The sequence below is a fragment of the Roseateles sp. genome (assembly GCF_046300915.1).
GTDB lineage: Bacteria > Pseudomonadota > Gammaproteobacteria > Burkholderiales > Burkholderiaceae_C > Kinneretia.
Map to the genome: position 1 here is coordinate 1 of NZ_JBKCLH010000221.1, position 26,170 is coordinate 26,170.

Genomic DNA, 26,170 nt, shown 5'->3' on the forward strand with positions numbered 1-26,170 from the left:
GGGTCTGGCCCTCAAGCTGGCGCTGGAGCAGCCCCTGGGGGCGCCGCTGCGTCAGGTGCCGGGCTGGGACATCGCCATCGCCCCCGCCGCCCATCTGAGCGGGGCGCTCGCCGGTGCGATCTGCGCGCTGCTGCTGCGCCCCGGCCGTACGCGCCCGGCATGATGGGCGCATGAGCACCGACCAGCGCCACAGCCATCTCGACACCCGCGCCATCAGCCTGCTGCTGGGCTGCTGTGTGCTCTGGGGCCTGAACCAGGTGGCGGCCAAGGCCGCGCTCAGCGAGATCACGCCGCTGTGGCAGGCCGGGCTGCGCTCGGCCGGCGCGGCCCTGCTGGTCTGGCTCTGGGCACGCTGGCGCGGCATCGCCCTCTTCCAGCGCGACGGCACCCTGCCCGGCGGTCTGCTGGCCGGCGCCCTCTTCGCGGCCGAGTTCGCCTGCATCTTCGCGGGCCTGCAGTACACCACCGCCTCGCGCATGGTGGTCTTCATCTACCTCAGCCCCTTTGTGGTGGCCCTGGGCATGCCCTTCATCGCGCGCAGCGAGCGGCTCTCGCTGCGCCAGGCCGGCGGCCTGCTGATCGCCTTCGGCGCCGTGGCCTGGGCCTTTGCCCAGGGCTTCGGCGCCAAGAGCGGCTCCGAGCTGCAGTGGCTGGGCGACGGCCTGGGCCTGCTGGCCGCCCTGCTCTGGGGCGGCACCACCCTGGCCATACGGGCCACGCGCCTGTCCAGCGCCAGCGCGGAGAAGACGCTCTTCTACCAGCTGGGCGTCTCGGGCCTGGCCCTGATGCTGGCGGCCTGGGCCCTGGGTGAGCCCTGGCCCGCGGCCTGGAGCGCCCGCCTCCTGGGCCTGATGGGCTTCCAGACGGTAATCATCAGCTTTGCCAGCTATCTGCTGTGGTTCTGGCTGGTGCGCCACTACCCGGCCACCCGCCTGGCGAGCTTCACGCTCGCCACCCCGCTGTTTGGCCTGCTGGCCGGTGCCCTCTTGCTGGGCGAGCCCATCAGCGCGCGGCTGGGCATCGCCCTGCTGGCCCTGGCCGCGGGCATCGTGCTGGTGAACAAGCGCTGAGACGCGGGCGGATCTGCGCGCAGATCGCGCGGCGTGACACACCCGGTCGCGGGGTTGTCTCGTCACATGAAGTCGGGACAATGGGCCCGCCTCCCGAATCCCGCCCGCATGCCTTCCGTCTTTCTGCTCCGTCGCAACCGTCCCGCGCTGCTGAATGCCCAACGCGCGCTCTTCGGTGCACCAGAGCAGGACCAGGCGCTGCGCTGGACCTGCGTCGGCGCCAGCGACCGGCTCTACGAGGCCCTGCCCCGTATCGCGGAGCTGGGCCCCGATGTGCTGGCCTGCGATCTGCGTCTGGCTGATGGCCATGTGCTGGCCCTGCTACAGCGCCTGCCAACGCGGCCACGGCCCCGACTGCTGCTGCTCAGCAGCCTGGTCGACGACCCGATGCTCTTCGAGGCCCTGGCCGCCGGAGCCCAGGGCTACTGGGTGGATGCGGGCGCCAGCGCCGGACTGGTGGAGGCCCTGACGGCCTGCATGGCCGGCCAGGCCACCATGTCGCCGGCCCTGGCCCGTCAGACACTGGAGACCCTGGGGCTGCCGCGCAGCGAGCTGCTGCTGGCCCACAATGTGGCGGCCTCGCAAGACCTGGCCCCCGCGGTGGCGGGCGATATCAAGGGCCTGGCGCGCTGCGAGCAGCATCTGCTGACCCTGATCGCCCAGGGGCTGCTGATCGAGGAAATCGCCCAGCGCTGGCAGCTGCAAGTCAGCGAGATTGCACGGCGCTTGGCCGACATCTACGCCCTGCTACAGCGCCGGCTCGCGCTGCGCCGGCCTCAGGCGGCGGGCGGCGCCGTATCGATGAAGCTCTGACGCGTGGACAGCTTGTCCAGCATGCGCGCCAGATTGGGATAGGGCGTGCGCCAATCCACGGCGGGGAAGCGGAAGTCCAGATAGGCCAGGGCGCAGCCCACGGCGATATCGGCGAGGGTGAAGTGATTGCCCGAGCACCAGGCCTTCTCGCCCAGCCCCATGCTCATGGCCTTGAGCGCCGCCTGCAGCTTGCCCATCTGGCGCTCCACCCAGGCCTCGCAGCGCTGCTCGGCCGTGCGACCGGCCCAGGTCTGCTCCAGCCGGGCGGCAATCGCCGCGTCCATCAGGCCATCGGCCAGGGCTTCCCAGGTGCGCACCTCGGTGCGCTCGCGGCCACGCTCGGGAATGAGCTTGCCCACGGGCGAGAGCGTGTCCACGTACTCGCAGATCACGCGCGAGTCGAAGACGGCGCCGCTGATCGAGTCCTGGCCTTCCATGACCAGGCAGGGCACCTTGCCCAGGGGGTTCATCTTGAGGATGTTGTCATTGCCCCAGACGTCTTCCAGCACGAACTGGTAGTCGAGCTTCTTCTCCGCCATCACGATGCGGACCTTGCGGACGTAGGGGCTGGCGAGTGAACCGATGAGCTTCATGTGGTGATATTGCGGGCATGGCGCCTTGTTGTCGCGGATTCTAGCCAAGCAGCTGTTGCGCCACGGGCTGGACAAAGAGGCGCGACTGGGGCATGCACATATCCCTCCAAGGGGGTCTTGTGAAGCAGGTTCGCGCCGACGAGACTGGCGCTCCGGCCCAGGTCATCGCCCCTCGTGGCGTCCCCACGGCCACACCGCACAAGCTCTGGACCACTGACCCATGCATGACACCTCCCTGTTCGGCCCCAGCAGCCAGAACCCGGCCCGCTATTTCCGCGTCGAATTCACGGGCTCGGGCAGCGAGTACTTCCGCATCTGGATCGTCAATCTGCTGCTGATCGTCCTGACCCTGGGCCTGTACCTGCCCTTCGCCAAGGCGCGCCGCCTGCGCTACTTCTACAGCAACACCCTGATCAATGGCCAGGCCCTGAGCTTCCACGGCGATCCCTGGAAGATGTTCCGCGGCTTTGTGTTGCTGGCCCTGCTGATGGGCAGCTACGCCTTGGCCGGTCAGCTCTCGGCCCTGGCCGGTGCGCTGGCCTTTCTGATCCTGTGCGCGATCTGGCCGGCCCTGTGGCGCGCCGGTCTGCAGTTCCGCCTGGCCCACACCAGCTGGCGCGGTCTGCGCATGCGCTTCGAGGGCCATCTGGCCGGCGCCTATCTGGCCTTTGCCCCGCTCTACCTGCCGGCGCTGCTGATGCTGCTGGTCGGCACGATCTGGGCCGATGCCCTGCAGGAGGGCCCGACCGAGTTCGCCGCCCCGCAGGCCCTGATGCTTGCAGCCCTGGGTCTGGGCGTTGTGCTCCTGCCCCTGAGCGTCTACCTGATCAAGCGCTACCAGCATGGCCACTACGCCATGGCCGCCCAGCACAGTCATCTCAAGGCCGGCCCCGGCGACTTCTACCGCCTGGCACTGAAGGCCCTGGGCCTGCTGCTGCTGTGCCTGGCCTTGTTCGCGGGCCTGGCGACCTTGAGCATGGGCCTGCGCAGCTTCTGGCTCTTCGGGCTGCTGGTCCTGGGCTTCTACCTGGGCCTGGGCCTGCTGATTGGCCCCTATCTGGCGGCGCGCCTGCAGAACCTGGTCTGGAATCGCACGCGCAGCGAGGAGCTGCGCTTTGACAGCGATCTCAGCGCACGCGCCCTGACCAAGCTGAGCCTGAAGAACTGGCTGCTGACCGTGCTCACCCTGGGCCTGTACCGTCCCTTCGCCGCTGTCCACACCGCCCGCCTGCGCCTGGAGGCCGTGCGTGTGCGCGTGCAGGGCGAGCTGGACGCCTGGGTGGCCGAGCAGAGCCTGCAGCAGCCCGACGCCGCCGGCGAGGCCGCAGGAGACTTCTTCGGCATCGATATGGGACTGTGATGCCGCAAACCCGGGCGGCCACGAGCCCCAAGCTGTGCCTGGAGTACTTTGACGGGCGCCATGCCCGAGCCCAGCGCGCCGAAATCTGGCGCGAGGGCCAGGAGCTGCTGCTGCAGCCCGAGCTCGGGGCGCTTCAGCGCCATGCCCTGCGCCGGGTGCAATGGCCCGAGCGCCAGCGCCACGGCCAGCGCCAGGTCTTGCTGCCCGACGGCGGCGTGCTCAGCTGTACCGAGGCCGCCGACTGGGACCGCTGGGCCCGCGCCGCCGGCCTGCGGGAATCCATGGCCGTGCATTGGGCACAAAGCTGGCGCCTCACGCTGACGGCGGGGCTGCTTCTGCTCGTCCTGGTGTCGCTGCTGTGGTGGCAAGGTCTGCCTCTGGCGGCTCGCAGCCTGAGCGAGGCCGTGCCGGCAAGACTGGAAGCCCAGCTGGGCGAGCGCACGCTGGACGGCCTGGATGGCCTGCTGCTCACGCCCAGCGCCCTGCCCGCCTCGCAGCAGGCCGCCATCGCCGCTGACTTTGCCGCCCGGCTGGCGCGCGCGCGCCAGCGTGGTGAGTTCTGGCCGGAGTACCAGCTGCTGTTTCGCGCCGCGAGCCCGAGCCTGGGGCCCAATGCCCTGGCCCTGCCCGGTGGGCAGATCGTGCTCACCGATGCCCTGGTCCAGCTGCTGGCCGACCAGCCCGACGCCCTGGCTGGCGTGCTGGCCCACGAGCTGGGGCATGTGCGCGGCCGCCACGGTCTGCGTCTGACGATACAAGCCGGCCTGGCCAGCGCCTTGGGCACCCTGATGCTGGGCGACTTCTCGGGCGTGCTGGCCTCGGCCCCGGCCGTGCTGCGCAGCCAGGCCTACTCGCGCGAGCTGGAGCTTGAGGCCGATGCAGCCGCCCTGCAGCTGCTGCGGGGCGATGGACGTGACCCCCGCGTCATGTTGGTCTTCTTTGATCGCATGGAGCGACAGAAGCCCGAGCAGCGTTCATCGGCCTGGGCCACGGCGATTGCCAGCCACCCCAGCGATTCGCTGCGGCGGCGCTTCTTCGGCGGCGAGTGAGCCGCCGAGCCAGGCTCAGCGCGCCAGCGTCCAGTCCACCGTGGCCGGGCGGCCGGGCAGGCTGAGCTGGGCCGTGGCGGGCGCGCAGCGGCTCAAGACCTGGCCCCCACGCACCACCAGCAGGCGCTGGGCGCGCAGGCGCAGGGCCTCCACCGGGTCGCGGGCCTGCAGCAGCACGAAGTCGGCCTTGCAGCCGGGCTCCAGGCCATAGCCCTCCAGACCCAGGATGCGCGCGTTATTGACCGTGACCGCATCGAAGCAGGCCTTCATGCCGGCTTGCGAGCTCATCTGCGCCACATGCAGGCCCATGGCCGCCACCTCCAGCATGTCGCCGCTGCCCAGGGAGTACCAGGGGTCCATCACGCAGTCGTGGCCGAAGCCTACGTTCACGCCCGCGGCCAACAGCTCGGGCACGCGGGTCATGCCGCGGCGCTTGGGATAGCTGTCGTGCCGGCCCTGCAGGGTGATGTTGATGAGCGGGTTGGCCACCGCATGCAGGCCGGCCTCGGCCATCAGCGGGATCAGCTTGGAGACGTAGTAGTTGTCCATGGAATGCATGGACGTGAGATGGGAACCGGTGACCCGGCCCTGCAGGCCCAGACGCTGGGTCTCGAACGCCAGGGTCTCGACATGGCGGGACAGGGGGTCGTCGCTCTCGTCGCAGTGCATGTCCACCATCAGGCCGCGCTCGGCGGCCAGCTCGCACAGCAGCTTCACACTGGCGGCACCGTCGGCCATGGTTCGCTCGAAATGCGGGATGCCGCCCACCACGTCCACGCCCCGGTCCAGCGCGCGCTTCAGCTTCTCCAGCGCGCCCGTGGCGCGCAGCACGCCGTCCTGCGGGAAGGCCACCAGCTGCAGGTCCAGGTAGGGCTTCACCCGCTCGCGCACATGCAGCAGGGCCTCCACGGCCAGCAGGCGCGGGTCGCAGATGTCCACATGGGAGCGGATCGCCAGCAGGCCGCGCGCCACCGCCCAGTCGCAATAGGCCAGGGCGCGCTCGACCAGGGCTTCCTGCGTCAGCAGGGGCTTGAGCTCGCCCCAGAGCGCGATGCCCTCCAGCAGGGTGCCGCTCTGGTTGACCCGGGGCAGGCCGTAGCTGAGCGTGGCGTCCATATGGAAATGGGCATCCACAAAGGGCGGGCTGAGCAGCCAGCCGCCACCGTCGACGATCTCCATGCCCTCGGGCGCGCTCAGATTCGGCCCCAGCGCGGCGATGCGGCCCTCTTGCACCAGCAGGTCCTGGCCGCGGCGGCCATCGGGTAGACAGATATTGCGGATCAGCATGGGACAGGCAGGAGCGCGGGCACGGCGCCCGCTGCCGCCCATGGTACGCAGGGCGGGCCGGGCCGGATAAAATCCGCGGGTTTGCCCACAAGCCTGTGCGGCCCTCGCTCCGCGCCCAAGCCATCATGACCTCTTCCGCCTTCTCCAGCATCAGTGCCCTCTCGCCCCTGGATGGCCGCTACGCCTCGCGCGTGGCCGCGCTGCGTCCGCTGCTCTCCGAGTTCGGCCTGATGCACCGCCGCGTGCAGGTCGAGGTGGAGTGGTTCATCGCCCTCTCGGACGCAGGCTTTGCCGAGTTCAAGCCCCTGAGCGAGGCCGCGCGCGGCCTGCTGCGCGGTCTGGTGACGCGCTTCTCCGAAGCCGATGCCCAGGCCATCAAGGACATCGAGAAGACCACCAACCACGACGTCAAGGCCGTGGAGTACTGGCTCAAGTCGCGCTTCGAAGGCAATGCGGAGCTCAAGGCCGCCGGCGAGTTCGTGCACTTCGCCTGCACCAGCGAGGACATCAACAACACCAGCCACGGTCTGATGCTCAAGGCCGCGCGCGAGCAGGTGATGCTGCCCACCCTGGACCGCATCGTGGACAAGCTGTCCGGCATGGCCCATGCCCTGGCCGCCGTGCCCATGCTCAGCCGCACCCATGGTCAGACCGCCAGCCCCAGCACCGTGGGCAAGGAGATCGCCAATGTGGTGGCGCGCTTGGCGCATGCCCGCGCCCGCATCGCCGACGTCAAGCTGCTGGCCAAGATGAATGGCGCCGTGGGCAACTACAACGCGCATCTGAGCGCCTGGCCCGAGCATGACTGGGAGACCTTCAGCCGCCAGGTGATCGAGCAGCAGCTGGGCCTGACCTTCAACCCCTACACCATCCAGATCGAGCCGCACGACTACATGGCCGAGCTGTTCGACGCCTTCACCCGCGTCAACACCATCCTGATCGACTGGTCGCGCGATGTCTGGGGCTATATCTCCCTGGGCTACTTCAAGCAGCGCACGGTGGCCGGCGAGATCGGCAGCTCCACCATGCCGCACAAGGTCAACCCCATCGACTTCGAGAACGCCGAAGGCAATTTCGGCCTGGCCAATGCCCTGCTGAGCCATCTGAGCCAGAAGCTGCCCATCAGCCGCTGGCAGCGCGACCTGACCGACTCCACGGTGCTGCGCAATATGGGCGTGGCCCTGGGCTATGCCCTGCTGGGCTATGAGTCCCTGCTCAAGGGTCTGGACAAGCTGGAGGTCAACGAGGCCGCCCTGGCCGCCGACCTGGACAGCGCCTGGGAAGTGCTGGCCGAGCCCATCCAGACCGTGATGCGCCGCTACGCCCTGCCCAACCCCTACGAGCGCCTGAAGGAGCTGACCCGCGGCAAGGCCATCACCCGCGAGTCCATCCAGGCCTTCATCCAGACCCTGGAACTGCCCGAGGCCGAGAAGCAGCGCCTGCTGGCCATGAGCCCGGGTGACTACACCGGTAAGGCCGCCGAGCTCGCCCGCCGGATCTGAGCCTGCGGCTGCAGGGCGCGTTGCGGCCACGCCGCGGCGTGCCCCTGACTCGGGCGGGATGGGCCGAGATCGCACACAATGGCTGCGTCCACGCCTGACGCGCCCCCGATGCACAACCCCGTCGCAACACCCGCTGCACCGCCCGGCATGAGTTCGAGCATGCAGGCGGAACGCGAGCGCGACCTGCTGCTGCAATTCGCCGGCGTTGGCATCGTCTATGTGCGCCAGCGCATGCTGCTGCGCTGCAACGAGCGCTATGCGGAAATCTTCGGCTACGGCGACCCTCGGGACATCCAGGGCTGCAGCGCGCTGGAGATCTACCCCAGCGAGGCCGACTACAAGCAGCTGGGGGCCGAGGCCTATCCACGCTTGGCAGAGGGCGGCAGCTACAAGTCCGAACGCCTGATGCGCCGACGCGGCGGCCAGCTCTTCTGGTGCAGCCTCACGGGACGCCTGATCGACCCCGCCCATCCGGAGGCCGGCTCGATCTGGATCGTGGACGATATCGACGATCGCAAGCGTGCCGAAGCGGGCCTGGCCCAGCTGATGCTGGAGCAACAGCTGATCTTCGACCATGCCATGGTGGGCATCGTCTTCCTCAAGGACCGGCGGGTCACGCGCTGCAACCGGGCCTTCGAGCAGCTCTTCGGCTATGCGCCCGGCGAGCTCAACGGCCTGAGCTCGCGCAGCTGGTATCTGGACGACGCGGGCTGGGAGCAGGCCGGTCGGGACTGCTACGCGCCTTTTCGCGAGGGGCGGGCCTTCCAGGGTGAGATGGTGCTGGCCCGCAAGGACGGCAGCCCCGTTCACTGCGAGGTGCGCAGCAAGGCCATCGACCCCTCGGATCTGTCCCAGGGCTCGATCTGGATCACCATGGACATCAGCGCCCGCAAGCAGGCCGAGGCGGCGGTGCTGCGCGCCAAGGCCGAGCTGGAAGCGCTGGTGCAGGAGCGCACGCAGCAGCTGAGCCAGACGGTCCAGGCCCTGGAGGACAAGATCCGCGAGCAGCACGCGGCCGAGGCGCGCATCCAGAGCCTGGCGCATTTCGACGCGCTCACCGGCCTGCCCAACCGCCTGCTGCTGCGCGAGCGGGCCGAGCAGGCGCTGGAGATCGCCCGGCGCCAGGGGCATCACCTGGCCCTGATGTTCCTGGATCTGGACCACTTCAAGCGGGTCAATGACTCCCTCGGACACCGGGTCGGCGATGTGCTGCTGCGCCAGCTGGCCCAGCGCCTGCGCAGCGCCTTGCGCGAGCCGGACACCGTGGCCCGCCTGGGGGGTGACGAGTTCGTGCTGGTGCTGCCCGACACCGATGCCGGCGGCGCGGCCCGCGTAGCTCGCAAGCTGCTGGGCCTGTGTACCGATCCCTTTGTGGTGGAGCAGCATGAGCTGAACACCTCGCCGTCCATCGGCATCGCCCTCTTTCCCGAGGACGGCCAGGACTTCGACACCCTGTGCGCCAGCGCCGATGTGGCCATGTACCGCGCCAAGCGCGACGGCCGCAACGCGGCCCGCTTCTTCACCGCCGAGATGCAGGCCCAGACCCTGCGCGCCCTGACCCTGGAGAACGCCCTGCGCCGCGCTCTGGAGCGCGGCCAGCTGCATCTGTGCTACCAGCCCCAGGTGGAACTGGCGCAGGGACGCATCACGGGCGCCGAGGCCTTGCTGCGCTGGGAGCATCCCGAGCTGGGGTCGGTCTCGCCCACCGAGTTCATCCCGGTGGCGGAGAGCTGCGGCCTGATCCTGCCCATGGGGGAATGGGTGATACGCGAGGTGGCAGGGCAGATCCGGCAGTGGATGGAGCAGGGCCTGGGTCCGGTCAAGGTGGCGGTGAACCTGTCATCGGTGCAGTTCCGCCATCTGGAACTGCCCCAGCTGATCGGCCAGATCGTTGAGCAGGCTGGCATTGATCCGGCCCTGCTGGAGTTGGAACTGACCGAGGGCATGGCCATGCTGGAGCCGCAGCGTGCCATCGAGACCATGCGCGAGCTGCACCGGCGCGGCCTGCAGCTGGCCATGGACGACTTCGGTACCGGCTACTCCTCGCTGAGCTATCTGAAGAAGTTTCCGGTCTACAAGCTCAAGATTGATCAGAGCTTCGTGCGCGACCTCACCGAGGACCCCGAAGACCGGGCCATCGTCGCCGCCATCATCAGCATGGCCGCCAGCCTGGGCCTGCAGACACTGGCCGAGGGCGTCGAGACCCAGGGCCAGCTGGACATCCTGCGCCAGCAGGGCTGCCGCGAAGCCCAGGGCTGGCTGTTCGGTCGCCCGCTGCGCGCCCCCGAGTTCGCCGCCCTGCTGGCGGCTCAGCGCGCCGACCGCTGCTGAAGCGGTCTTGCGGGCAAAAGCGGGACAATAGGGGCATCTTCAGCCCGCCGCCACGCACACAGCGATACCGCCCATGAATTTCATCCAGCAACTCTCCAAGGCCGAACAGCTCAACGACTCGATGCTTTGCGTGGGGCTGGATCCGGAGCCGGGCAAGTTTCCCGGTGCCTGGAAGGGCGATGCGGGCCGCATCTACGACTTCTGCGCCGCCATCGTGGACGCGACCAAGGACCTGGTCAGCGCCTTCAAGCCGCAGATCGCCTACTTCGCCGCCCACCGCGCCGAAGACCAGCTCGAGCGCCTGATGGCCCATATCAAGCGCGTGGCGCCCAGCGTGCCGGTGATCCTGGACGCCAAGCGCGGCGATATCGGTTCCACCGCCGAGCAGTACGCCAAGGAAGCCTTCGAGCGCTACCAGGCCGATGCGGTGACCGTCTCGCCCTTCATGGGCTTCGACTCCATCGAGCCCTATCTGCGCTACCCCGACAAGGGCGTGATCCTGCTGTGCCGCACCTCGAACGCCGGCGGCAATGACTGGCAGATGCAGCGCCTGGCCGAGGTGCCGGGCCAGCCCCGCCTGTTCGAGCACCTGGCCCATCTGGCCCAGACGCAGTGGAACAAGAACGGCCAGCTGGGCCTGGTGGTGGGCGCCACCTACCCCGAGGAGATCGCCCGGGTGCGCGAGCTGGCCCCCAGCCTGCCCCTGCTGATCCCGGGCGTCGGTGCCCAGGGCGGTGACGCCGCGGCCACCGTCAAGGCCGGCTGGCGTGCCGGCGGCCCCATCATCGTCAACAGCTCCCGCGCCGTGCTCTACGCCGGCAACAGCCTGGAAGACTTTGCTGGCGCGGCCCGCCGGGCCGCCCAGGCCACCCGTCAACAGCTGCAAGCCGCCCGCGGCTGAGGGCCTGCTGCGCCGAGAACTATTGCGCACTCGGGCGCAGCGGCCGCGAATTACCCCGGCTTTGGGGGGCTGACCGGATGTTCAGCGGTTTGATTTCTGGCGGAGACTGCGACCTTTGATGAGCCAAGGCCCTTTGAGCGCGCCAGCCCCGTGAGCAAGGACATCCCCGACGATCTCAGCAGCCTGGTCGGACAGGATCTGGAACCCAACGGCCCCCAGGGCCGTCTGGCCCTGCGCGTGCAGCAGCATGCCCGCCCCCTGCTGCTGGGCTGCAGCAGCCTGCTGTGCACCCTGACCGGCGTCCTGCTCTGGCTGGGTCGCGCCCCCGCCGAGCCGCTGCAAGGTCTGCTGCCGCCCCTGCTGGCCTGGAGCATCGCCCTGCTGTCGGCCCTGGGGCTGTGGCGGCTGCGCGCTCGCGTGGCCGACAGCTTTGCCCTGCTGCTGATGGCCCTGATCACGCTTTTGCCGGTGTGCATCGCCCTGTCGCGGCAGCAGGGGCTGTCCAGCATCGGCCTGGGCCTGCTGAGCCTGATGGTGGCGCTGGCCACGCTGCTGCAGGGCCCGCGTGGCGGCCTTCCCATCTTCGGTCTGGCCCTGCTGGGCCTGGGCGGCCTGAGCTGGGCCGAGCTCGATGGCTGGGGCCCGCCCGGCGCCCCCCAGCTGGGTTCACGGTTGGCCGCTCACCTGATGATGCTGTTCGGCGGCCTGGTGACAGGTCTTGCCGCTACCCGCATGCTGGGCCACTCCATGCGCGAGGCCGGAGAGCGCAATGCGCGCTTCCGCCACCTGCTGTCCATGGCTGCCGACTGGTACTGGGAGATGGACCGCGAGTTCCGCTTCACCCACCTGGCCGAGGCTGCGGACAAGCGCTCCGGTCTGGAGCTGGAAAAGCGCCTGGGCAAGACCCCCTGGGAAATTTCCGACATGGGCCTGAGCGACGAGGAGATGGACGCACACCGTGCCGACCTGGAGGCCCGTCGCGCCTTCCAAGGCCTGGTGGCCCGCCGCCGCGCCCCGGACGGCAGCCTGCGTTTCGTGTCCATCAGCGGCGAGCCACGCTTCGACGCCCAGGGCAGCTTTCGCGGCTACTGGGGCGTGGGTCGCGACGTGACGCACGAGGTCCAGGCCGAGCAGGCCGTGACCGCCACCGAGACCCGCTACCGCGAACTCTTCCGCCGCTCGCCCAGCCCCCTGGTGCTGCACCGTTGGGGCCGGGTGCTGGACGCCAACCCGGCCGCCATGGCCATGTTCGGCTACACCCAGCGCTCCAGCATGATCGGTCAGGACCTGTTCTCGCACTACGAGCCCGGTGATGACGAGCGCGCCCGCCAGCGCGCCGCCAAGCTGGAAAGCCTGCCCGTAGGCGGCATGCTGCCCATGGCCGAATTCCGCCTGCGCACGCTCTCGCGCCGGCGCCGCCTGGTGCAGGCGACCAGCGTGCGCGTGGATGCCACAGCCGGCCCGGCCACCTTGTCCTTCTTCATTGACCAGACCGAGCAAAGCCGAGCCCAGGAGGCCCTGCGCCGCAGCGAGGGCCTGCTCTCTCATTTGGTGGCCACTAGTCCCGATGTGATCACCCTCACCGAGATGGAGTCCGGCCGATTTGCCATGGTCAACAAGACCTTCGAGCGGCTCTCGGGCTACAGCACCGAGGAGGTGCTGGGACGCAGCTCCGAAGATCTGGGGCTGTGGCAGCGCGCCGGGGAACGCGATCGCGTGATCCAGGGCGTGCGGGAGTTGGGCCGCGTCACCGAGGTTCCAGCCAATTTCGTGACCAAGAGCGGAGATGTGGTCTCCATGGTGCTCTCGGCCGCGCCCTTCAATATGGATGGCCAGGCCTATCTGGTCATCAATGCCCGCGATGTGACCGAAAGCGAGCGCACCCGCCTCGTGCACGCCGCCATTCTGCAGAATGCCTCCATCGGCATCGCGCTCACCCGCGACCAGCATTTCGTGCAGGCCAACCCCCTGGTGGAACAGATGTTCGGCTGGCCCCCGGGCGGCCTGATCGGCCAGCACGGCTCCGTGGTCTGGCCCGGCCCCGAGGCCTATGCCGCGGCCGGCGAGGAAATCGGCCAGCGCCTGGCCTTTGGCGAGCAGGTGGAGGTGGAGCGCCCCATGCGCCGGCGCGATGGCTCCACCTTCTTGTGCCGCATCCTGGCCAAGGCCGTGGACCCCGACCACCCCAGCCGCGGCGGCACCATCTGGATCATGGAGGACGTGACCGAGAAGCGCCGCGTCGAGGCCGCCCTGGCCCAGGCCAAGGACGAGGCTCAGGCCGCCAACCGGGCCAAGAGCGCCTTCCTGGCCAATACCAGCCACGAGATCCGCACCCCGCTCAACGGCCTGCTGGGCCTGGCCCGCATGCTGCAGCAGCCCGATCTGGAAGAAGGCCTGCGCCGCCAGTATCTGGACCAGATGCTGGACAGCGCCGAGAGCCTCTCGGGCCTGATCTCCGACATCCTGGACCTCTCCAAGATCGAGGCCGGCCGCCTGACCCTGGAGTCCGTGCCCTTCGCCCTGCGCGACATGCTGGCCACCATGCGCATGGCCTACCTCACCCTGGCCCAGGCCCGCGGCCTGTCATTCCGCATCGATGTGGACGAGGCCGTACCCGCCTGGGTGGTGGGCGACCCGGTGCGTACCCGCCAGATTCTGAGCAACTACCTGACGAACGCGCTCAAGTTCACCGAAGCCGGCTCGGTCGCGGTGCGCGTGCACAAGCTCGACGAGGAGCGACTGCGCATCGAGGTCAGCGACACCGGGCCGGGCATTGCGCCGGCCATGCAGACGCGCCTGTTCCAGCCCTTCACCCAAGCCGATGAATCCACCACCCGCCGCTACGGCGGCACGGGCCTGGGCCTGTCCATCTGCCGCGAGCTGGCCACGCTGATGGGCGGCACCGTGGGCGTGGACAGCACACCCGGCCAGGGCTCCACCTTCTGGGCCGAGCTGCCGCTGCCCGGCACCGCCACCCCCATCAGCACCCAGCTGCGCGAGGCCCGCGACAACCAGGACCTGCAGGGCCTGCGCGTGCTGATGGTGGAGGACAACCCGGTGAACATGATGATCGCCGTGGCCCTGCTGGAGCAGTGGGGTCTGGAGGTCTCCCAGGCCAGCGACGGCGCCCAGGCCGTGGAAGCCATCAACGCCCAGGCCAGCATGGGCAAGCCCTTTGACGCGGTGCTGATGGATGTGCAGATGCCCGTGATGAGCGGCCATGAAGCCACGCGCCAGATCCGGCGGCGCTTCAGCGCCGAGGCCCTGCCCATCGTGGCCCTCACGGCCGCCGCCCTCATCTCCGAGCGCGAGGAGGCTCAGGCGGCCGGCATGAACGACTTCCTCACCAAGCCCATCGACGCCCTGCGTTTGCGCGCGACGCTGGTGCGCCTGATCGGGCACCACGACAACGACCAGCGCCGCTCCTAGAGCGCCCGGCCGGCACCGCGCGACGGTCTCAGCGACCAGGGCCGCCGGTGCGAGCGGCCCATCAGCCCCATCAGCCCCACAGCGGCAGGCGGCGCCGCCGCTCACCCGTGAGCGCGAACAGCGCGTTGGCCAGGGCCGGCGCCACCGGCGGCACGCCCGGCTCGCCCACGCCGCCCGGCGGATTGGTGCTCGAGACCAGATGGGTTTCGATGCGCGGCGTCTGGGCCAGGCTGAGCAGGGGATGGTCGGCAAAGCCGCTCTGGCGCACCGCGCCATCGGACCCGATATCGATGCGCCCCCACAGCGCGGCCGTGAGGCCAAAGATGATGGCACTCTCCATCTGCCGCTCGACGATGGCCGGGTTCACCACCAGGCCGCAGTCCAGGGCGCAGACCACGCGCAGCACGCGCGGCTGACCATCGGGCTCCAGGCGCAGCTCCAACACCTGGGCCACGATGCTGCCAAAGCTCTCATGCAGGGCCAGACCGCGCGCCACACCCTTGGGCAAGGCCTGACCCCAGCCGGCCTTGTCGGCCGCCAGACGCAGCACCGCCGCATGGCGCGGCAGGGCCGCATCCAGCCACTGCAGGCGGAAGTCCAGCGGATCGCGGCCCGCCGCATGGGCCAACTCGTCCACAAAGCTTTCCATGAAGAAGGCGTTCTGCGAATGCCCCACCGAGCGCCAGAAGCCCACCGGCACGCCGCTGTGCGTGGCCAGATGGGCAATGCGCTGATGGTCCAGGGCATAGGGATGGTCCAGCAGGCCCTCGGCCGTGGTCTTGTCCGGCGCCTCGAAGCGGCTGCTCAGGGCCGGCAGCACGCGCTCCATCCAGCGCGGGGGACGCCATCTCGCCGCGCTGCCCACAACCAGGGCCTGCGGCCGACCCTCGGCGTCCAGCCGGGCGCGGCAGAAGGCCGCACCCGCCGGGCGGTAGAAGTCGTGGCGGAAGTCCTCCTCGCGCGACCACAGCAGCTGCACCGGCGCGCCGTTGGTCTCCAGGGCCACGCGCACGGCCTGCCCCACCAGGTCCACCTCCAGGCGCCGGCCGAAGCCGCCGCCCAGATAGCTGACATGCACCTCCACCGCCGACTCGTCCACCCCCGCCACCCGCGCCGCCAGGGCGCGCGCAAGACCTGGCACCTGGGTCGGCAGCCAGAGGGTGACCCGGCCGTCCTTGACCTGCGCGGTGCAATTCATGGGCTCCAGGGTGGCATGGGCCAGATAGGGCGCCTCGTAGAGCGCCTCCACCAGGCGTTCCCCCTCGCCCAGGGGCTGGGCCAGCTGGGCAGCCGCGTCGCCGCTGCGTCGAAAAGCCGTCCCCTCGCCCGCGGCGGCGCGGCGCGCGGCCTCGCGCAGCTGCTCGGCGATGCGCTCGCCGTCCAGCGCGCCGGCCGGGCGGCCCTGCCACTGCACGTCCAGGGCCTGGGCCGCCTGCTGGGCGCGCCAGCTGTTGCGCGCCACCACGGCCAGGGCCGGCGCGCTGCCGGCATAAGGCGGCAGGCGCACCAGGCGCAGCACATCGGGCAGGCGCAGGGCCGCGCCGGCATCCACCGCGCCGGGCGAGCCGCCCAGCATGGGGGCCTGGCGGATGGCGGCATAAAGCAGGCCCGGCGGGCGCTGATCGATGCCAAAGCGCGCCGAGCCGTCCACCTTGGCCGGCACATCGCGGCGCGGCGCGGGGCGGCCGATCAGGCGCCAGGCCTCGGGCGGCGTGAGGCTCACCTCGCCGGGCGGGGTGGCCGCAGCGACCCGCGCCAACTCGCCGTAATGCGCACGCTTGCCGATGGCATGGCTGACCCAGCCCTGATCCAGCTGCAGCTCGGCCAGGGCCTGGCCCCATTGCAGAGAGGCCGCGCCCAGCAGCTGCTGGCGGGCCGTGGCCGCAGCCCAGCGCAGCGGCTCCCAGGCATCGGCCACGCTGGAGCTGCCGCCGGTGGCATTCACACCCAGCTCGCGCGCCAGTTTGGCCACGCTCCACTGGCCCAGGCGGGCCAGTGTGCTTTCGCGCCCTGGCTCGGTGAGCTGTGGCGCCAGCGGCAGCTGGCCCACGAACATGGCCACATTGCCGTAAAGGCTCTCGTAGCCGGCCGGGATCAGGCGCACCCGTTCCAGCGGCAGGCGCAGCTCCTCGGCCACCAGCTGGGCCAGAGCCGTGTGCACGCCCTGCCCCATCTCGCTACGCGGCATGGCCAAGAGCACATCGCCGCTCCCGGCCTCGATCTTGATCCAGGCGTTCAGGCCCAGCTCGCCTTCGACCCGCGGCAAGGTATCGGCGCGGCCCAGGCGGCTGCGCGGCGGCAGGGCGGCCACGCCCACCAGCAGGGCCCCGGCGGCGGTCAGCCCCGAGAGCAGCAGGGTGCGACGCTTCATGCCTTGCCCCCCGCCAGCTGGGCGGCCGCGGCATGGATGGCGGCACGCACGCGCGGGTAGGTGCCGCAGCGGCAGAGATTGGTGATGGCCGCGTCGATCTCGGCGTCGCTGGGCTTGCGGTTCTTGCGCAGCAGGGCGGCGGCGGCCATCAGCATGCCGCTCTGGCAGTAGCCGCACTGCGGCACCTGGTGCGCCACCCAGGCCTGCTGCAGCACATGGTCGGGGCCCAGGCCCTCGATGGTGGTGATGGCGCGCCCCGCCACGCTGGACAGGGGCGTGACACAGCTGCGCCGGGCCTCGCCGTCCACCTGCACGGTGCAGGCGCCGCAGGCGGCCACGCCGCAGCCGAACTTGGTGCCGGTGAGGTCCAGCCCGTCGCGCAGGGCCCAGAGCAGGGGCATGGCGGGATCGCTGGCATGTTCGGGCAGACGCTGGAGCTGCCCGTTGACTTTGAGTTCCATGATGTCCTTGAGCGCCCGATAAGGCCGCCGCCCAGCATAGCGGGAAGGCGCGACAATTGCGGCATGAATGCCTATTCCGCCCCTGCTCTTGCCCTGCTGCCCTCTGGCGGCGTAGCGCCCGAGTTGCTGTTCCTGCTGTTTCACGGCCTGGGTGCCGATGCCCAGCAGATGCAAGCGCTGGCCGAGGCCCTGCGCGCGCAGTATCCGCAGGCTGCGGTGCTGAGTTTCGATGCGCCCGAGCCCTTTGATGGCGTGCCGGGCGGCGGCAGTGGCTACCAATGGTTCTCGGCCCAGGGCCTTGACGATGAGAGTTACCCGGGTCGCGTCGCCGCGGCGCTGCCGGGCTTCATCGCCCGGGTACGGACCTGCGCTGCGCAGTACGGCCTGGCCTGGGAGCGCGTGGCGCTGGGCGGCTTCTCCCAGGGCGCCATCATGGCGCTGGAGGCGGTGCAGGCCGAGCCCCAGCTGGCCGGCCGGGTGCTGGCCTTCGGCGGCCGGCATGCACAGCTGCCCGCGCACGCGCCCGAGCAGGTCTCGGTGCATCTGCTGCACGGCATGGCGGACACGGTGCTGCCCTACCAGTACGCGGTGGAGTCGGCCCAGACCCTGGTGCGGCTGGGTGGCGACGTCACCGCCGATGTGCGCCCCGGCATCGGCCACGAGCTGCACCCGGAGCTGATCGCCAAGGCCATGGAGCAGCTGCGCACCTTTGTGCCGGCGCGGCTGTGGCGCGAGGCCATGCTGGCCGCGGCCGAGCAGGAGCGCCAGGAACGCACCACAGACTGAGCCGGCGCAGGCGAGCGCCTTGACCTAGCCACGCCGGCCTGCCCACAATGCGCCAAACAAACGGCCACTCTGCCGGTAGTTATGCAGGTCCCTCTCAGCCACGAGGCGGTTGGTGCCGCCCCTGAATCCGCCGAGGCTCGCTTGTTGGCGCCCTTGCTGGCGCTGATGAGCCAGTCTCGGCAGGGTTTCGCCCTGTTTGACGAGCACGACCGGCTGCAGTGGGCCAATCCCGTCTTCCGCGAAATTCTGGGGCTGCGGCCCGAAGAGTTTCCGAGCTGGCCCGATCTGATGCGCCTGGGCTGGATGCGTGAGAAGGGCACCCAGGTGGTCACCGACGACTTCGAACACTGGCTTCGGTCCGCCCAGCTGCGACGCGGCAAGCTGCCCTTCCGCACCATAGAGACCAGCTTGATGGACGGGCGCTGGGTCATGACCACAGAGACCACAACACCCGATGGTTGGATGTTGTGTGTGATCAGCGACTCAGCGAGCTCGGGCGCTCCTGGCGCGACCAGCGCCAGGAGCGGGACCAGGCGCAAAGGGCCGCCTTCAGTGACGAGCTAACCGGCTTGAGCAACCGACGCTACCTGCTGGAGAACCTGCGGCGCAAGCTAGGCCCGCACAGGGCTAGCGCCGTGGCGGTTGTACTTCTTGACCTCGATCACTTCAAGCAGGTCAATGATATCCATGGCCATGAGGTCGGCGATTTCGTGCTCAAGCACTTCGCAGGTCTGCTGCAGGCCGAGGTCGGACGCCAGGAACTGGCGGGTCGTCTGGGCGGTGAAGAATTCCTGCTGGTGCTGGATGCTGGCGACGCCTCGCGGCTGCTGGCGCGCGTGGACCGCTTGCTGGAGCGCATACGCCAGTCCAGCCTCGCCCCCCCGGGTCGGATCTTGCGCTACACCTGCTCCGCAGGCGTAGCCCAGGCCCTGCCCGGCGAGTCGGAATCCCAGCTGATACGGCGGGCGGATGCCGCGCTCTACCAAGCCAAGCAACAGGGCCGAGATCGCGGGGTGCTGGCGGGCGCCGACGCGGTGATGCCGGAGCGGCGCGGGTCGCGAAGCCAGCGAACCGCGCCGGACTGATCTCAGTCCAGCACCACCTCCGTCCGCACCGTACCTGCCCGCTCGGCGCTGGCGCTCAGCGCCAGCCGAGTGCCCTGGGGAGCGCGCACCACCCACTCGCCCACGGCGCGGTCGGCCGTGATCTCGCGGCTGGGCAGGATGGCCTGCTGGCTCTGCTTGGGTGCATGGCCTTCCAGCTGCGGGCCTTCCATGCGCTCCTTGCCGCTGACCAGGCTGATCTCGGGCTGGCCGGGGGGCAGATGGATCTCGAACATCAGGCCGCGCACCACCTTGCGCTCCAGGGCGCGCTTGGTCACATAGGCGGGCAGGTAGCCGCTATTGGCCACGGCCAGGCGCACGCGCCAGGTGTCGGGGCCCAGGGCTCGCACCTCGGTGCGCAGCAGCTCCAGCTTGGGCAGGGACAGCGCGATCTGGTTCATCCAGCGCGGGAAGCGCGCGGCCTCGCGCTCGCGCAGATGCGGCGGCGGGTTGCGCCAGAAGTTCATCTTGTCCCAGCCGCCGATCTCCACCGGGCCCAGCTGCGGGTGGAGAAAGGGCCGCCAGTCCACATGGGCCTGGCCGCCGCACTGCTCGTCGCTCCACTTGAGCAGCTTGAGATCGTCTTCCACCGGGTGCTCGCGGAACCAGTCGATCCACTTGTAGCCCTCGATGCCGGCTTCCTTGTTGGGCGACCAGAGCTCCACCACCCAGAACAGGGCGCCCAGATGCTCGTAGACCCAGTCCTGGGTGCCGGTGATGACTTCCTTGGGGTGGTACTTGAAGTCGTGCCAGATGCTGATGGCGGGATAGCCGCTGTGCTGCTCGCCCAGCTTGGAGAACTGCTTGTAGGCCCAGAGGTCCTCCGGGATCATGTCCTCGTCGCTGCAAGTGCCCATGGGGCGCAGGATCACACCGCTGTGCGTGTGGTAGCTGATGGCGGCGCCGATATTGGGATGCGTGGTGATGAAGTCCACCATGGCCCGCACCTCGGGCTCGCTGGTTGGGTAGGGGCCGGCGCCGACCTGCTTGAATTCCTGGCGCCACTCGCTGGGGAAGTTGCGGTTCAGGTCCAGGCCCTCGCGGTCCTTGTTCACCGTGACGGTCAGGCCGTCGTGGTTCTTGATGAAGCCCTCGGGCATCAGGCGGTAGTACTCGCCACCAAACTCGCCGGGCTCGCGCGCCACCATCAGGCGCGGGTCGCCGGCGTGCTTCTTGTAGCCGCCGTGGGGGTCGGGCACACGCATGGTAAGGATGCGGCCATCGCCGTCCACGTCTTCCATGGTGAGACCGTCCACCGGCTCCTCGTCAAAGGGATAGCGGCGGGTGGAGGAGCGGATGTGACGCGGCCTCGGCAACAGGGCCAGCTCGGCGCCGTCGGGGTTCAGACGCGGCACCATATAGATGCAGCGGCTGTCCAGCAGCTGGGTGACCTGCTCGTCCGCACCATAAAGCACCAGCAGATGGTGCAGGTAGTACAGACAAGTGGTGCAGGCCGTGAGCTCAGCGGCGTGGATATTGCCGTCCAGCCAGAAGGCGGGCTTGTCCACATCGGCGCCGGTGGCGGTGTTGGTGAGCACCAGCACCCAGATGTCGCGGCCCTCGTGGCTCTTGCCGATGGAGCGCACGGAGACCAGATTGGGCCGCGCCTCGGCATAGGCGAACAGCAGCTGGGTCAGCTCCTCGTAGCGCGGAAACTGATCGAAGCGCGGTGTGGGCAAGGGCAGGGTCATGGTGCGCAGTACCGGCAAGGCGGTCTTTGAGGTGATCTTGCGCGCCGATTGTGCCGAAAGCGCCCCGTCTGCGCCCCTGGGGATGACCTGGGCCGCGCGGCGTGCGAACGAGCGGGCTCAAGGGACTCAGCCGGACTGCAAAGCCCCGCCCACAAAGACCTTGAGCTCCCCGGGCTGGAAGGCCACCCAGTCCTCATTGGAGGTCAGGGGCTCGGTGGCAATCACGGCCACACGGTCCTGCTGGGTGGTGTGCTGGGCGAAGTCCATGCTCAGGTCCTCGTCCGCCAGCTGGGCCTGGCCAAAGGGATGCTGGCGCAGCAGATAGTGCAGCTTGGTGCTGCCATGCGCCCACAGCGCCTCGCCGTTGGACAGCAGCATATTGAAGGTGCCATGGCGGTTGAGCCGGGGCGTGAGCTCGGCAAGAGTGCGGCTGAGCTCGTCGGTGGTTGGCACGGCGCAATGGGCCTTGGCCAGCTCCTGCATCAGCCAGCAAAAGGCACGCTCGCTGTCGGTATCGCCCACGGGCTTGAAGGCGGCGTGAAGCTGGGGGTGGAAGTCCACCAGATTGCCGTTGTGTGCGAACACCCAGTAGCGCCCCCAGAGCTCGCGCTGGAAGGGGTGGGTGTTCTCCAGGGCCACGCGGCCCTGCGTGGCCTTGCGGATATGGGCGATGACGTTGTCGCTCTTGATGGGATAGCGCTTGACCAGCTCGGCCAGGGGCGAGACGCGCGCGCTGTGGTGGTCCACGAAGTGGCGCAGGCCTCGGCCTTCGAAGAAGGCGATGCCGAAGCCGTCCTTGTGCTCATCGGCTCGCGTGGCCAGGCCGGTGAAGCTGAACATCACATCGGTCGGCGTGTTGGCATTCATGCCCAGCAATTGGCACATATCAGTTATCCATGGTGACTAAGCCCGCCCGCTGCAGCGCATGAAACTCGCGGGCCGAGCGCCGGGCCGCTCCCAAGCCGGCCCGCCTCGGGCGTGTGCTTGCCGGTCAATCCGGCAAGCATCGCCGCCCCCTCGGGGGGCCGGCCAAGGTACACCTTGGACGAGGGGCCCACGCTATTCCCAGATGATGCGCGTCAACCCGCGCCAGCTCACCAGATTGCCGGGGTTGCTGGTCTCGTTGAGCACGCCGCTCATGCGGCGCAGCAGGCGTTCACTCTTGTGGGCGCGCCAGATCAGCAGGTCGGTGAGCCAGGGGTAGGCATTGATGCGGTTGGCCCGCTCATAGAGCTCGTACTTGGGCTTGAGGGCGCGCAGACCGGCCTCGTACTGCGCTCGCACGGCGGCGTCATCATCGCTGCCATGCGCCAGCAGGGCCTCGGCGGCCAGCATGCCGGTTTCCATGGCCTTGCCAATGCCCTCGCCGGTGAAGGAGTAGGTGGAGCCGGCGGCCTCGCCGATGACCATCAGGCCGGGGCGGCTCCAGCGCGCGCCGGTGAGGGTGCAGCGCAGGGGGGCGCCCTTGAGCTCGCCCACGAGCTCGCCCACGCGCATCAGCTCGGCGGCCGGTGCGTAGTGTTCGACAAAGGCATCGAAGATGGCGCGCAGGTTCACGTCCTTCTTCTGCCCCTTGCCGGCCAGATCGCGGTGGCTGTCGGTGACGCCAACGCCGATATTGAAGTGGCCGTCCGGCGCGGGGAAGATCCAGCCATAGCCGGGGCGCACCGACTTGTCCCAGACCACCTCCAGGGCCTTGATGCGCCCCACCATCTGCGGCGCCTTCACATAGCCGCGCAGGGCCACGCCGCTGGGGGTGTGGCGCTCGCACATGCCGGCGGCCGTCAGGGCCTTGGGCACGGCGCCGGTGGCCAGCAGCACGCAGCGGGCCTGCACTTCATGCGCGCTGCCGTCCGGCAGGCGCAGGCGGGCGCCGACCACGCGGCCCGCCGCATCTTCCAGCGGCGCCTCGAAACGGGCCTGCAAAAAGCTCGCGCCGACCTCCAGCGCGGCGTCCAGCAGCAGGCGGTCCAGTTCGCGGCGCGGCAGCACGGCCAGGCTGCCCGGCACATCGATGCGCCCGCCGCGCGGGCCTATGCAGCCCACATGGGCCACCGGCTGGGCGCGCGCCATCACGGCCTCCAGCAGGCCCAGCTTGGCCAGGGCCTGGTGGGCATCGGGGATGAGGCCATCGCCGCAGATCTTGTCGCGTCCGGGCGCATGCTGGTCCACCAGCAGCACCTGCACACCAGCCCGCGCGAGCTGGCGGGCCGCGGCGCTGCCGGCGGGGCCGGCGCCGATGATCAGCAACTCGCAGCGCTGCGGCATGGGCATGAGCTGACCCGGCGATTCCGACATATTCCCCTCCTTGTGTGGGCTGACATTCTAGAAAGACTCTGGGCAACCGCCCGCGATGCCCGCAAAGAGCTGCACCAAGAAAAAAAGCGGGCCGAAGCCCGCTTTTGCCGGGGCATGAAACCCCAGTACGTTCTGAAAGCTGATCAGAACTTGGTCTTGAAGCCGACAAAGAAGGAACGGCCAAAGACGTCGTAGTAGCCCGGAATGGTGTCCAAAGCCTGGGTACCCGACATGCCGGCGCCGAAGAACGGCGGCTGCTTGTCGAACAGGTTGGTGATACCGCCGAACACCTCGGTGCCCTTCTTCAGCTCGTAGCTGGCGCGCACATTGTGGTAGGTGTGGGAGCCAACCTTGGGGAAGCCGCGAGCCGCCGAAGTGGCCGACATTTCTGCAGAACCGATGTGGCGCAGGTTCCAGTTGGCCTTCACTGCACCCAGACGGTAGCCGATGTTGGCAATCGCGGTGAACTTGATCCAGCCCTGGTCGGATGTCGAACCACCGGCCTGACCCAGCAGATCAACCTCGGACTGGCCGGCCATCGGCTGCTTGTAGGCCTTGTCGTAGACCGTGCCTGCGAAATGCAGGTCCACATCGCCGTAGCCGCCCAGCTTCAGACCGTAGCGGGTCTCGAAGTCGTAGCCGGAGACGCCGAATCGAGCCAAGTTGTCCAGATTGTCATTGACCGCGAGCAGCACATAGTTCGCGCCCGGCAGCAGCGGGGTAGAACCGCGGACAACCTGCTGGCAACGCTCACCCTTGGTGTAGCAGAGATCCGCAGCCAGTTGGCGACCCACGGTGTTCAGGCCGTCCTTGACCTGGATGTCAAAGCGATCCAGCGCCAGCGAGAAGCCCCTCAAGAAGGTGGGCTGGAACACCAGACCATAGGTCAGGGTCGTGGCCACTTCGGGCTTGACATTGGGGTTACCGCCCACCAGGCCACGCACGCCCTGCTTGATCAGCAGGATGGGGTCGTAGTTGGACGGAATGCCCAGAGCCTGGCAGTTGGCCTTCAGCGTCGCGTTGGTGCTTGCGCCCCAGTTGATGCAGGGATCGTTCACGACACCTGCGGTCTCACCCACACCGGACAGCTCGCCGGGCGTCGGAGCGCGGACGGCGCGGGCCTTCTGGGCGCGCAGACGCAGACCGTCGATCGGCTCCCAGTCACCACCAAAGTTCCATGTGTCGTAGCTGGTGGTCTTGGTCTTGGAATGGCGGTAGGCACCCGATGCATTCAAGGACTTGGCGAAAGGCTTGTCGGCCAGCAACGGCACCACCACTTCGCCATAGAGCTCCTTGGTGCTCAGCTTGACGGTGTCGGTATCGCTGATCTGGTTGCCGGTGGCCAGGCCCAGATTGATGATGTTGTCATGGTCGAGTCCGCCCGACTGGGTGCGGTTCTCAGCGCCGACAGACACCCGCAGCGGACCAGCCGGCAGCTCCATCAGGGAACCCGACAGGTTCACCGTGGTGGAGTTCAGCGTCGCCTCGCCCACCGAGGTGGCGGAGAGCTGCAGGTACTTCTGCATCTCCGGCGTGTACGGGGCGAAGGGGTTGATCGGCACGCAGCCTTGCGAGCGCGCGACGGGATCCACGCAGCGGAACTTGCCGGGGCTGGACGGATCGGCTTCCACGCGCAGGCCGTAGTACAGAGCGCCCAGGCTCACCAGACCTTGCGTACCCAGGTTCACCTTGGTACGCCCGTACACATGGGCAGCCTCCCAACGCCAGTCTTCGCCAATACCAGCCAGCGAGGGCAGATCACCCTTGACGCCAAACACGGTACGAACATTGCTGCGATCGCTCTTGGCGCCGCGCGAGCCACCCACGGTGTCGCCCGAGAAGCGCTGCAGCCACTGAATGTCTGCCTGGTTGGCAGGCAGCACGGCGCGCAGCTCAGCAGGAATGAAGGGATTGTCACGCGGGATGGTGGGCGACAGACCATTGCCGCCGCCAAACTTGTCGCTGCTGGACTGGAAGGGGTGACCCTCGAAGCGACCTTGAATCTTGGCTTGAGCGTAATTGAACTCGCTGAAAGCCGTCACCGACTTGCTCAGCTTGTACTCGCCTTCCGCAGCGAACAGCATGCGATCGGTAGGAATGGCGATATCACGGTTGCCGTTGCGGTTATAGCCATCAACGGGGACGCTGAACTCGATCAGCTTGCCATTAGCATCCAGGAAGCTGCCATTGCGGCGGGTGTAGTTCTTGCCGCCAATGATGAATCGGCCAGCCAAGCCAATACCGGAATAAGCATCAGGGCCGCGAACCGGCGGCTTGGTGGCATCGCTCCAATTGAAGTCTTCAGCGCACAGATAGCGATCTGCGCACTTTACCAAGCCCTGCTTGTCGAATTGCATCGTCAACAGCCCGCGACCACCGTCGCCGAACTTGCCACCCATCATCAGCGAAGCGGTCGGGCTCTTGTTGTCACCCTGCTCGGTCTGGCTGTAGTCGACCGACAGCTCGACACCTTGGAAATTCTTCTTGGTGATGATGTTGATCACACCGGCCACTGCATCGGCACCGTAAACAGCTGCTGCACCACCGGTGATGACCTCAATACGCTCAATGTTCGCGGTCGGGATGGTGTTGAAGTCCACCGCCGTGCCGGTCGTCGTGCCGCCGGGCACACGACGGCCATTGATCAGGGTCAGGGTCAGGCCGCTGCCAAGGTTACGCAGATTGGCCAAGTTCAGGCCTGAGGAGGCCACACCCGAGAAGGTGGACTGAGTACGCGAGGCGCCGAACGAGGGAGCGAACTGCGGCAGCTGGGTGGCCATGTCGGCAAAGTTCGACAGGCCCAGGTTTTCCATCACCTCGGGCGTCACCGCGGCCACCGGGGTAGGGCTCGTCAGATTCGGACGCACGATACGGGAGCCGGTGATGACCACGGCCTCAATCGTCTCGACCTTGGGCGCCGTCTGCTGCGACTGAGCCTGGGAAGGCGACACCAAAACACCACCCAGCGCCAACAAAGCTGCCGTGCTGGTGAGACTACGTTGGAATTTCATAAGCGCTCCAAATTGAAAAGCGGTAACGGCTGCATCCTTGTGAGGTGCTGCCAAATCGATGGTGCCAAGAGGCCATCCACCCCTCGCACGCCGGACCACACTGTTAACGAAAGG

The 26,170-nt window shown here is 68.6% G+C and carries 19 protein-coding genes; 11 read left to right on the plus strand and 8 right to left on the minus strand.

The genetic code is table 11. The features are described from left to right. The first annotated feature begins 170 nt into the window (after window positions 1–170). On the plus strand, window positions 171–1,070 hold the full coding sequence (locus ACK5F2_RS16675; RefSeq protein ID WP_409866642.1) for a DMT family transporter: 900 nt from the start codon (window positions 171–173) through the stop codon (window positions 1,068–1,070). Between the two features lie 108 nt (window positions 1,071–1,178). Then, window positions 1,179–1,883, plus strand: a complete 705-nt coding sequence (locus ACK5F2_RS16680; protein ID WP_409866644.1) for a hypothetical protein — start codon at window positions 1,179–1,181, stop codon at window positions 1,881–1,883. Here ACK5F2_RS16680 and ACK5F2_RS16685 read toward each other — a convergent pair. Continuing rightward, a complete protein-coding gene (locus ACK5F2_RS16685; RefSeq protein WP_409866646.1) occupies window positions 1,847–2,476 on the minus strand; it encodes a glutathione S-transferase C-terminal domain-containing protein in 630 nt (209 codons plus the stop codon). The genes ACK5F2_RS16680 and ACK5F2_RS16685 overlap by 37 nt on opposite strands. Window positions 2,477–2,696: 220 nt before the next feature. On the opposite strand from ACK5F2_RS16685, the gene ACK5F2_RS16690 reads away from it, so the two are divergent. Beyond that, on the plus strand, window positions 2,697–3,836 hold the full coding sequence (locus tag ACK5F2_RS16690; protein ID WP_409866649.1) for a YjgN family protein: 1,140 nt from the start codon (window positions 2,697–2,699) through the stop codon (window positions 3,834–3,836). Continuing rightward, a complete protein-coding gene (locus ACK5F2_RS16695) occupies window positions 3,836–4,885 on the plus strand; it encodes a M48 family metallopeptidase (RefSeq protein WP_409866651.1) in 1,050 nt (349 codons plus the stop codon). The genes ACK5F2_RS16690 and ACK5F2_RS16695 overlap by 1 nt, the downstream gene beginning before the upstream one ends. A 15-nt stretch (window positions 4,886–4,900) precedes the next feature. Here ACK5F2_RS16695 and ACK5F2_RS16700 read toward each other — a convergent pair whose 3' ends face one another. Next, the gene (locus ACK5F2_RS16700) at window positions 4,901–6,172 is read right to left on the minus strand and encodes an amidohydrolase family protein (RefSeq protein ID WP_409866653.1); all 1,272 of its coding nucleotides are present in this window, start codon (window positions 6,170–6,172) and stop codon (window positions 4,901–4,903) included. A 125-nt stretch (window positions 6,173–6,297) separates the two neighbouring features. On the opposite strand from ACK5F2_RS16700, the gene purB reads away from it, so the two are divergent. The 4 genes from purB (at window position 6,298) to ACK5F2_RS16720 (ending at window position 14,335) form a co-directional block, all read left to right on the plus strand. Further along, window positions 6,298–7,674 (plus strand): adenylosuccinate lyase, encoded by a 1,377-nt coding sequence (purB, locus tag ACK5F2_RS16705; protein WP_409866656.1) that lies wholly within the window; start codon window positions 6,298–6,300, stop codon window positions 7,672–7,674. A 147-nt stretch (window positions 7,675–7,821) separates the two neighbouring features. Next, on the plus strand, window positions 7,822–10,005 hold the full coding sequence (locus tag ACK5F2_RS16710; RefSeq protein WP_409866659.1) for an EAL domain-containing protein: 2,184 nt from the start codon (window positions 7,822–7,824) through the stop codon (window positions 10,003–10,005). A gap of 73 nt (window positions 10,006–10,078) precedes the next feature. Then, window positions 10,079–10,906 (plus strand): orotidine-5'-phosphate decarboxylase, encoded by an 828-nt coding sequence (gene pyrF / locus ACK5F2_RS16715; RefSeq protein ID WP_409866661.1) that lies wholly within the window; start codon window positions 10,079–10,081, stop codon window positions 10,904–10,906. Between the two features lie 150 nt (window positions 10,907–11,056). Further along, the gene (locus ACK5F2_RS16720; protein WP_409866664.1) at window positions 11,057–14,335 is read left to right on the plus strand and encodes a PAS domain S-box protein; all 3,279 of its coding nucleotides are present in this window, start codon (window positions 11,057–11,059) and stop codon (window positions 14,333–14,335) included. Between the two features lie 70 nt (window positions 14,336–14,405). On the opposite strand, the gene ACK5F2_RS16725 is transcribed toward ACK5F2_RS16720, so the two are convergent. After that, entirely contained in the window at window positions 14,406–16,706 is a 2,301-nt protein-coding gene (locus ACK5F2_RS16725) for a molybdopterin cofactor-binding domain-containing protein (protein ID WP_409866667.1), read from the minus strand. After that, a complete protein-coding gene (locus ACK5F2_RS16730; protein WP_409866670.1) occupies window positions 16,703–17,167 on the minus strand; it encodes a (2Fe-2S)-binding protein in 465 nt (154 codons plus the stop codon). Before ACK5F2_RS16730 ends, ACK5F2_RS16725 begins: the two co-directional genes overlap by 4 nt. Window positions 17,168–17,230: 63 nt before the next feature. Between ACK5F2_RS16730 and ypfH the strand changes: the two genes are divergently transcribed. The 3 genes from ypfH to ACK5F2_RS16745 all read left to right on the plus strand — a co-directional run bounded on the left by ypfH (window position 17,231) and on the right by ACK5F2_RS16745 (window position 19,038). Next, a complete protein-coding gene (gene ypfH, locus ACK5F2_RS16735) occupies window positions 17,231–17,953 on the plus strand; it encodes an esterase (protein ID WP_409866673.1) in 723 nt (240 codons plus the stop codon). 153 nt (window positions 17,954–18,106) lie between these two features. Continuing rightward, entirely contained in the window at window positions 18,107–18,517 is a 411-nt protein-coding gene (locus ACK5F2_RS16740; RefSeq protein WP_409866676.1) for a hypothetical protein, read from the plus strand. 5 nt (window positions 18,518–18,522) lie between these two features. Further along, window positions 18,523–19,038 carry a GGDEF domain-containing protein gene (locus ACK5F2_RS16745; protein WP_409866678.1) on the plus strand — a complete coding sequence of 172 codons (516 nt, stop codon included), beginning with the start codon at window positions 18,523–18,525 and terminating at the stop codon, window positions 19,036–19,038. A gap of 2 nt (window positions 19,039–19,040) precedes the next feature. Here the strand turns inward: ACK5F2_RS16745 and ACK5F2_RS16750 are convergent, their stop codons facing one another. From ACK5F2_RS16750 to ACK5F2_RS16765, 4 genes are all read right to left on the minus strand, one after another. Beyond that, window positions 19,041–20,765 (minus strand): M14 family metallopeptidase, encoded by a 1,725-nt coding sequence (locus tag ACK5F2_RS16750; RefSeq protein WP_409866680.1) that lies wholly within the window; start codon window positions 20,763–20,765, stop codon window positions 19,041–19,043. A 108-nt stretch (window positions 20,766–20,873) separates the two neighbouring features. Next, window positions 20,874–21,632, minus strand: a complete 759-nt coding sequence (locus ACK5F2_RS16755; RefSeq protein WP_409866681.1) for a class II glutamine amidotransferase — start codon at window positions 21,630–21,632, stop codon at window positions 20,874–20,876. A 174-nt stretch (window positions 21,633–21,806) separates the two neighbouring features. After that, window positions 21,807–23,045: an NAD(P)/FAD-dependent oxidoreductase gene (locus ACK5F2_RS16760; protein ID WP_409866683.1), complete on the minus strand. Its 1,239-nt coding sequence runs from the start codon at window positions 23,043–23,045 to the stop codon at window positions 21,807–21,809. Window positions 23,046–23,188: 143 nt separating this feature from the next. Continuing rightward, the gene (locus ACK5F2_RS16765; RefSeq protein ID WP_409866684.1) at window positions 23,189–26,056 is read right to left on the minus strand and encodes a TonB-dependent receptor domain-containing protein; all 2,868 of its coding nucleotides are present in this window, start codon (window positions 26,054–26,056) and stop codon (window positions 23,189–23,191) included. Between the last annotated feature and the right edge of the window lie 114 nt (window positions 26,057–26,170).

Bases quoted from the DNA above. Each gene is read 5' to 3' on its own strand.
- ACK5F2_RS16690 (WP_409866649.1), top strand. From the start codon at position 2,697: ATGCATGACACCTCCCTGTTCGGCCCCAGCAGCCAGAACCCGGCCCGC.
- ACK5F2_RS16675 (WP_409866642.1), top strand. From the start codon at position 171: ATGAGCACCGACCAGCGCCACAGCCATCTCGACACCCGCGCCATCAGC.
- ACK5F2_RS16680 (WP_409866644.1), top strand. From the start codon at position 1,179: ATGCCTTCCGTCTTTCTGCTCCGTCGCAACCGTCCCGCGCTGCTGAAT.
- ACK5F2_RS16755 (WP_409866681.1), bottom strand. From the start codon at position 21,632: ATGTGCCAATTGCTGGGCATGAATGCCAACACGCCGACCGATGTGATG.
- ACK5F2_RS16710 (WP_409866659.1), top strand. From the start codon at position 7,822: ATGAGTTCGAGCATGCAGGCGGAACGCGAGCGCGACCTGCTGCTGCAA.
- ACK5F2_RS16695 (WP_409866651.1), top strand. From the start codon at position 3,836: ATGCCGCAAACCCGGGCGGCCACGAGCCCCAAGCTGTGCCTGGAGTAC.
- ACK5F2_RS16685 (WP_409866646.1), bottom strand. From the start codon at position 2,476: ATGAAGCTCATCGGTTCACTCGCCAGCCCCTACGTCCGCAAGGTCCGC.
- ACK5F2_RS16700 (WP_409866653.1), bottom strand. From the start codon at position 6,172: ATGCTGATCCGCAATATCTGTCTACCCGATGGCCGCCGCGGCCAGGAC.
- pyrF (WP_409866661.1), top strand. From the start codon at position 10,079: ATGAATTTCATCCAGCAACTCTCCAAGGCCGAACAGCTCAACGACTCG.
- ACK5F2_RS16730 (WP_409866670.1), bottom strand. From the start codon at position 17,167: ATGGAACTCAAAGTCAACGGGCAGCTCCAGCGTCTGCCCGAACATGCC.
- purB (WP_409866656.1), top strand. From the start codon at position 6,298: ATGACCTCTTCCGCCTTCTCCAGCATCAGTGCCCTCTCGCCCCTGGAT.
- ACK5F2_RS16725 (WP_409866667.1), bottom strand. From the start codon at position 16,706: ATGAAGCGTCGCACCCTGCTGCTCTCGGGGCTGACCGCCGCCGGGGCC.
- ACK5F2_RS16765 (WP_409866684.1), bottom strand. From the start codon at position 26,056: ATGAAATTCCAACGTAGTCTCACCAGCACGGCAGCTTTGTTGGCGCTG.
- ypfH (WP_409866673.1), top strand. From the start codon at position 17,231: ATGAATGCCTATTCCGCCCCTGCTCTTGCCCTGCTGCCCTCTGGCGGC.
- ACK5F2_RS16760 (WP_409866683.1), bottom strand. From the start codon at position 23,045: ATGTCGGAATCGCCGGGTCAGCTCATGCCCATGCCGCAGCGCTGCGAG.